The sequence below is a fragment of the Pseudomonas sp. P5_B2 genome (assembly GCF_056400445.1).
In genome coordinates this window covers 1-598 of record NZ_JBFULH010001433.1, presented here as the reverse complement: position 1 = coordinate 598, position 598 = coordinate 1, and the positions used below count along the sequence as shown (strand labels likewise).

Annotated in this window: 1 pseudogene; it reads right to left on the bottom strand. The window is 54.5% G+C overall.

Annotated elements, in window-relative coordinates:
- Positions 1-408, bottom strand: a pseudogene (locus AC1DRJ_RS31670) (hypothetical protein); the annotation flags it as partial.
- Between the last annotated feature and the right edge of the window lie 190 nt (positions 409-598).

The window sequence follows — 598 nt, the reverse complement described above, 5'->3', positions numbered from 1 at the left end:
ACGGTGACGTACCAGCGATTTGTAATCTCCGCGTTCAAGGGCGACTGTAGCTTCCCTTTCAAGCCATGTGACCGCTTGCTCCAGGTGCTTCAGCAGCAGCGGGGCGGCCTGCTTAACCTTTGCGGGGTGCACGACCCTAATGCCCTTGATCATCTGGCGAACGTCAGGGGTTTTGGTCGGATCAGGGAAACCTTGAGTGATGTGCCATTGCGCAAGGGCTGCCAGACGCTGCTTCAGCGTATTGATGGAGAGCTTGTCGGCGTACTCCGCCAGGTAGCGAACGACGCCCACGGCGGTCGTGGGCAGGTACCCGCCCCAAGTCACCTCAAAGTGCTCGACCGCCGCCCGGTAGCTTTTTCGGGTGTTCTCCCGGGTACCGGCGTTGAGGTACCGATCTGCCTTTTCCATCGTACTTTGCCTTCAGAATCGGAGTGTTTCTCCCCGAATACGCCAATGGGCGGTTTTCCGGGCACCACAAAGGGTCAAGAAGCCATAAAGCACTATTATGGTCTTCTAGTAAATCAAGATCAAACGGCGTAGAATTTCTATAAAATGTTATGTAGATACATGACACGTAACACGGTACGAAATCGTAGGA